Genomic DNA, 5,372 nt, shown 5'->3' with positions numbered 1-5,372 from the left:
TGATGCGCAGCATCCTCGGCCTCGAACGGCTCGACGCCGGGGCCATCACGCTGGACAACGCACCCTTCGACAAGACGCGTCGGCGCGAATGGCTGAACGGTTTCGGTATGCTCTTTCAGGGCTCGGCGCTCTTTGACAGCCTGCCCGTCTGGCAGAACGTGGCATTTCGGCTGCTGCATCGCCTGCCGCGCGAAGCCGCGCGCACAATCGCCATCGACAAGCTGGAGCGCGTGGGCCTCGATGCCGCCAGTGCCGACCGCTACCCGGCGGAACTGTCGGGCGGCATGCAGAAACGCGCCGCCCTTGCCCGGGCGATTGCCGACGATCCCAAGTGGCTGTTCTTTGACGAACCAACCACCGGGCTCGATCCCGTCACCGCCCAGACCATCAACAGGCTGATCCGCGATCTGGTGACGGAAACCGGCGCGACCGCCCTGACCATCACCCATGACCTGACGACGGTGCGGACGGTGGCGGACAGCGTGGCCCTGCTGAAAGACGGGCGAATCGCGTGGCAGGGCAGCGTGGCGGATATGCGCACCAGTACGCATTCCGATCTCACGCGCTTTATCGCCGCAGGGGCCTGAGGGGCGACAGATACGCCAGACTCACGCGGAAGTGTGGGGATCAAGCAAAACGTGCCTGATGCGGAATGACCCGCCGATCTTCCGAACGATTCGGCCCAAACCAGCGGCGCCCCGGCCCCCGTTACAGCCCCGTGCCAAAAGGGTTTGTGCGCGTTTGGCGACAATCGGCTTTCTTTCGCCTTATTGAAGGCCACCAAGAGACACTGTGAAGCACAATTGTGACCAAAGCGTTTAATCGGATTTTTTTCGGAACATCAGCGGAACCTTACGGCGACAAAATCCGTTTGTCGGCATAAACTTGCCGATACCGATATCCCAAGGGGGAACGTACAGTGAAGAATTTCCAAGCAGTCTCCTATCTCACCCAATATCTCATGCAGCGCCTTGCTGTCGCCGTATTCGCGCTTGCTGCTCTGGGCCTTCTGGTAGCCACGATCATGGCCGGATTGGGCCTTTGGAACTGGATCGAGCTTCCCGTGAATTACAACGGGGCCCCCGTCGAAAACGCGGGCATGTACGCCCAGATCGGTCTGACCGTACTGGCGCTCGGCCTGTGCTTCTTTTTGCCGACCAATCGCCGCATCATGCAGCTGGAAAATTCCCACCGCTCCTTTTCCATCGCCATGCAGGACGTGGCGCGCGCCTATGCGGCCGTCCATGCCGCGGACCGCAAGGCGACGTTCCAGATGTCGTCTGAATTCGACGCCATCCGCGAACGTCTGGCCTATCTGCGCGATCACCCTGACCTGAGCACGCTTGAGCCGCAGGTTCTCGAAGTGGCGGCACAGATGAGCTACATTTCAAAGGAACTGGCCACCGTCTATGCCGACGAAAAGATCGAACGCGCGCGCAGCTTCCTCAAGGAACGTCAGGCGGAGGTCGACCTGTTCAACGAGCGTCTGGATCAGGCCAAGGGTATCTCCACCGAGATGAAGCAGTGGTTGCACGAGGTCGAGCTGGAAGAAAGCGTGGCAGCCGCCCAGTTGGAGCGCCTGCGCGAGGAAATGCGCGAGATCATGCCCGAGCTTGGTGTGGAAACGGTTGTCCGCACAGACCGCGAACCGCCCCAGTACAAGGACGATCCGCTGCAGCTCGAAAACACGGTCATCGAAATGCCTCCGAAGGCAGCCGAGTGATCTGAACCCCATCGGCAGGTATGCAAACAAGGCCACCCCCCGGGGTGGCCTTTTTCTTTGACGTCACCCCGGGCCTCGGCCACAAGACCGCATGGCCAAGAACTCCCCCACCTATACCTGCACCGCCTGCGCTGCCCAGTACACGAAATGGTCGGGCCGCTGCGATACCTGCGGGGAATGGAACACCATCGTCGAGGACAAGGGCATTTCCTCCGGCCCGCCCAGCAAGTCGCTGGGAGCCAAGCGTGGCAAGGGAATGGACCTGACCGACCTTGCCACGCTTGAGACGCCGCCGCCGCGGACTCAATCGGGTATCGACGAATTGGACCGGGTGCTGGGGGGCGGACTGGTTCCCGCCTCCGCACTGCTGGTCGGCGGCGATCCCGGTATCGGCAAATCGACACTGTTGTTGCAGGCCGCGGCCCAGTTCGCGCGCCATGGTCTGAAGACGATCTACGTCAGCGGCGAGGAAGCCAGCGCGCAGGTCCGCATGCGCGCACGCAGGCTGGGCCTGTCGGACGCGCCGGTAAAGCTCGCGGCGGAAACCAACCTGCGCGACATCCTCACCACGCTCGAAGCCGAAAGCCCGCAACTCGCTATCATCGATTCAATCCAGACCATGTGGGCCGACAACGTCGAAAGCGCCCCCGGATCCGTCAGCCAGGTGCGCGCCGCCGCCCATGAGCTGACCACATTCGCCAAGCGCCGGGGCGTTTCCGTCGTGCTCGTCGGCCATGTGACGAAGGAGGGCCAGATCGCAGGCCCCCGCGTGGTGGAGCATATGGTTGATACCGTTCTCTACTTCGAGGGGGAGCGCGGGCATCAGTTCCGTATCCTGCGCGCGGTAAAGAACCGGTTCGGCCCCGCAGACGAAATCGGCGTCTTCGAGATGACGGGAAGCGGATTGTCCGAAGTCACCAACCCTTCGGCGCTGTTCCTCAGCGAAAGGGGGCAGCCCTCCGCCGGATCGGTCGTATTCGCGGGGATCGAGGGGACGCGCCCGGTTCTTGTCGAACTGCAGGCGCTGGTGGCGCCCAGCCCCCATGCACAGGCGCGGCGCACGGTCGTCGGCTGGGACGGCGGGCGGCTTGCGATGATCCTCGCGGTGCTCGAAGCGCGCTGCGGCATCCCCTTCGCGGGGCTCGATGTCTATCTCAATGTCGCGGGCGGCATGAAGATCAGCGAACCGGCGGCGGATCTGGCCGTGGCCGCCGCCCTGCTGAGCGCGCGCGAAGACACCGCTCTTCCGGCCGAAACGGTCGTTTTCGGGGAAATCAGCCTATCGGGTGCGCTGCGCCCCGCCACCCAAACCGAAAACAGGTTGAAAGAGGCCCGGAAACTTGGTTTTACCTCCGCTATTGCGCCTGCCGCCGACAAGCAGGCGGGCAATGCCGGGATCGTAGTTCAGCAGATGCGTGATCTGACCGGCTTCGTGGGCGAAATATTCGGGGCCGGTTGACCCCATCAGGAAGGCGAGGCGCATGGAAGGTTTCACCCTGATCGACGGAGTGGTCGCGCTGGTCATCGTGACTTCTGCGTTGCTGGCCTATGGCCGCGGGCTGGTGCGCGAATTGATGGCCATCGTGGGATGGATCGCGGCTGCAATTCTGGCTTTCCTCTTTGCGCCGCAGGTCGAACCGCTGGTGCGGGAAATTCCGGTCGTGGGCGAATTTCTGGCCGACAGCTGCGAATTGTCGGTGATCGGTGCCTTCGCCATCGTCTTTGCCATCGCGCTCATCATCGTTTCGCTGTTCACGCCGCTTTTCTCGTCGCTGGTGCAGCGGTCGATCTTCGGCGGCGCGGATCAGGCGCTCGGCTTCATCTTCGGGGTGATCCGGGGCGTGCTGCTCGTTGCCATCTTCTTCTTCGTCTACGATACCGTCATCACGGGCCAGCGTTTCACCGTGGTGGACGACAGCCGCTCCGCCGTTGTATTCGGGCGCTTTACCGGCAACATCGAAGAGCAGAACCCCGAAGAAGCGCTGGGCTGGATCACCACCCGTTACGAGACACTCGTGGGGGCCTGCGGGGTCTGACGCGGCAGCTCCCGTTGTGGTGACTGAGGCCCCAATGGGCGCACCCGGTCACGGAGCGGTGAAAGATAACGCTGCGACGTAGCATCGCGGCGGGGTGACAGGACCATCACGAACCCCTAAGTAGGGCGCACAATCTGTCTGGAGCCGGAGCGCCGCTTTGTCCAAGATCATGCCCCCCGCCCATCCGTTCGACACCTCCTACCTGCGGGATCTGGAGGATGACGACAAACCCAAGGAAGAATGCGGTGTCTTTGGCGTCGTCGGGGTGGCTGACGCGGCCAACTTCGTGGCGCTGGGGCTGCATGCGCTTCAGCATCGCGGGCAGGAAGCGGGCGGTATCGTCAGCTACGATCCGGAAGCGGGCTTTCAGTCCGCGCGCCGATTCGGCTATGTCCGCGACAACTTCACCTCGCAGTCGGTCATGGAAACCCTCCCGGGGGAGCTTGCCATCGGCCATGTCCGCTATTCCACCAGCGGCGCGAAGGGGCAGACCGCGATCCGCGACGTGCAGCCCTTTTTCGGTGAATTCGCCATGGGGGGTGCGGCCATCGCCCACAATGGCAATATCACCAATGCCAATGCGTTGCGCCGGGAGCTGATCGAACACGGCAGCATCTTCCAAAGCTCGTCGGACAGCGAATGTATCATCCACCTCATGGCGCGCTCCCTTCAGCGCAATATCCCCGAGCGCATGGAAGACGCCCTGCGCCGGGTGGAAGGGGCGTTTTCGGTCGTGGCCATGACGCGCACCAAGCTGATCGGCGTACGCGATCCCCTCGGCGTCAGGCCGCTGGTGCTGGGGCGGGTCGGCGACGGCTGGGCGCTGTCGTCCGAGACCTGCGCGCTCGACATCATCGGGGCGGAATTCGTGCGCGAAATCGATCCCGGCGAAATGGTGGTGATCACACCCGAAGGCGTCGAATCACATTTCCCCTTCCGGCGCATGGCATCGCGGTTCTGCATCTTCGAACATGTCTATTTCAGCCGCCCCGATTCCATCCTCGGGGGGCGCAGCGTCTATGAAACCCGCGAGGCGATTGGCCGCGAACTGGCCAAGGAAAGCCCGGTGGAGGCGGACCTCGTCTGTCCCGTGCCGGACAGCGGCACGCCGGCGGCCATCGGCTACAGCCTGCAAAGCGGCATCCCCTATGCCATGGGGATCATCCGCAACCAGTACATGGGCCGGACCTTCATCGAACCGACCGAACAGATCCGGAATATGGGCGTGCGGCTGAAGCTGAACGTCAACCGCGCCCTGATCCGGGGCAAGCGCGTGATCCTCGTGGATGACAGCGTCGTCCGCGGCACGACCAGCCGCAAGATCAAGGAGATGATCCTCGATGCCGGCGCGGCGGAGGTGCATTTCCGCATCGCCTCACCGCCGACCGCATGGCCGTGCTTTTACGGGGTCGATACGCCGCAGCGCGAAAAACTGCTGGCCGCCACCATGTCCGAGGACGAGATGCGCGACCACCTGCAGGTCGACAGCCTGAAGTTCATCTCGCTCGACGGTCTTTACCGGGCCGTGGGCGAGGCGCAGGGCCGCAAGGCCAGCTGTCCGCAGTATTGCGACGCCTGTTTCTCCGGCGAATACCCGGTGGTGCCCGCCGACC

Annotated in this window: 5 protein-coding genes; all 5 read left to right on the top strand. The window is 63.3% G+C overall.

The annotated features are described in order from the left end of the window. Window positions 1–587 (top strand): ABC transporter ATP-binding protein (locus tag A3728_RS13285; protein WP_067924569.1); only part of this gene is annotated, 587 nt, incomplete at its 5' end. Between the two features lie 332 nt (window positions 588–919). After that, window positions 920–1,723: a DNA repair protein gene (locus tag A3728_RS13280; RefSeq protein ID WP_330220280.1), complete on the top strand. Its 804-nt coding sequence runs from the start codon at window positions 920–922 to the stop codon at window positions 1,721–1,723. A 91-nt stretch (window positions 1,724–1,814) separates the two neighbouring features. Beyond that, entirely contained in the window at window positions 1,815–3,182 is a 1,368-nt protein-coding gene (radA, locus tag A3728_RS13275) for a DNA repair protein RadA (protein WP_067924567.1), read from the top strand. A 22-nt stretch (window positions 3,183–3,204) separates the two neighbouring features. Further along, entirely contained in the window at window positions 3,205–3,759 is a 555-nt protein-coding gene (locus A3728_RS13270; protein ID WP_067924563.1) for a CvpA family protein, read from the top strand. A gap of 169 nt (window positions 3,760–3,928) precedes the next feature. Further along, on the top strand, window positions 3,929–5,372 hold a 1,444-nt coding region (gene purF / locus A3728_RS13265), incomplete at its 3' end, for an amidophosphoribosyltransferase (protein ID WP_067924574.1).

It is taken from the genome of Sulfitobacter sp. HI0040, from assembly GCF_001634885.1.
GTDB lineage: Bacteria > Pseudomonadota > Alphaproteobacteria > Rhodobacterales > Rhodobacteraceae > Sulfitobacter.
Note: the sequence above shows the minus strand (reverse complement) of the source record. Positions and strands in the feature narration are given on the sequence as shown.

Bases quoted from the DNA above. Each gene is read 5' to 3' on its own strand.
- radA (WP_067924567.1), top strand. From the start codon at position 1,815: ATGGCCAAGAACTCCCCCACCTATACCTGCACCGCCTGCGCTGCCCAG.
- A3728_RS13270 (WP_067924563.1), top strand. From the start codon at position 3,205: ATGGAAGGTTTCACCCTGATCGACGGAGTGGTCGCGCTGGTCATCGTG.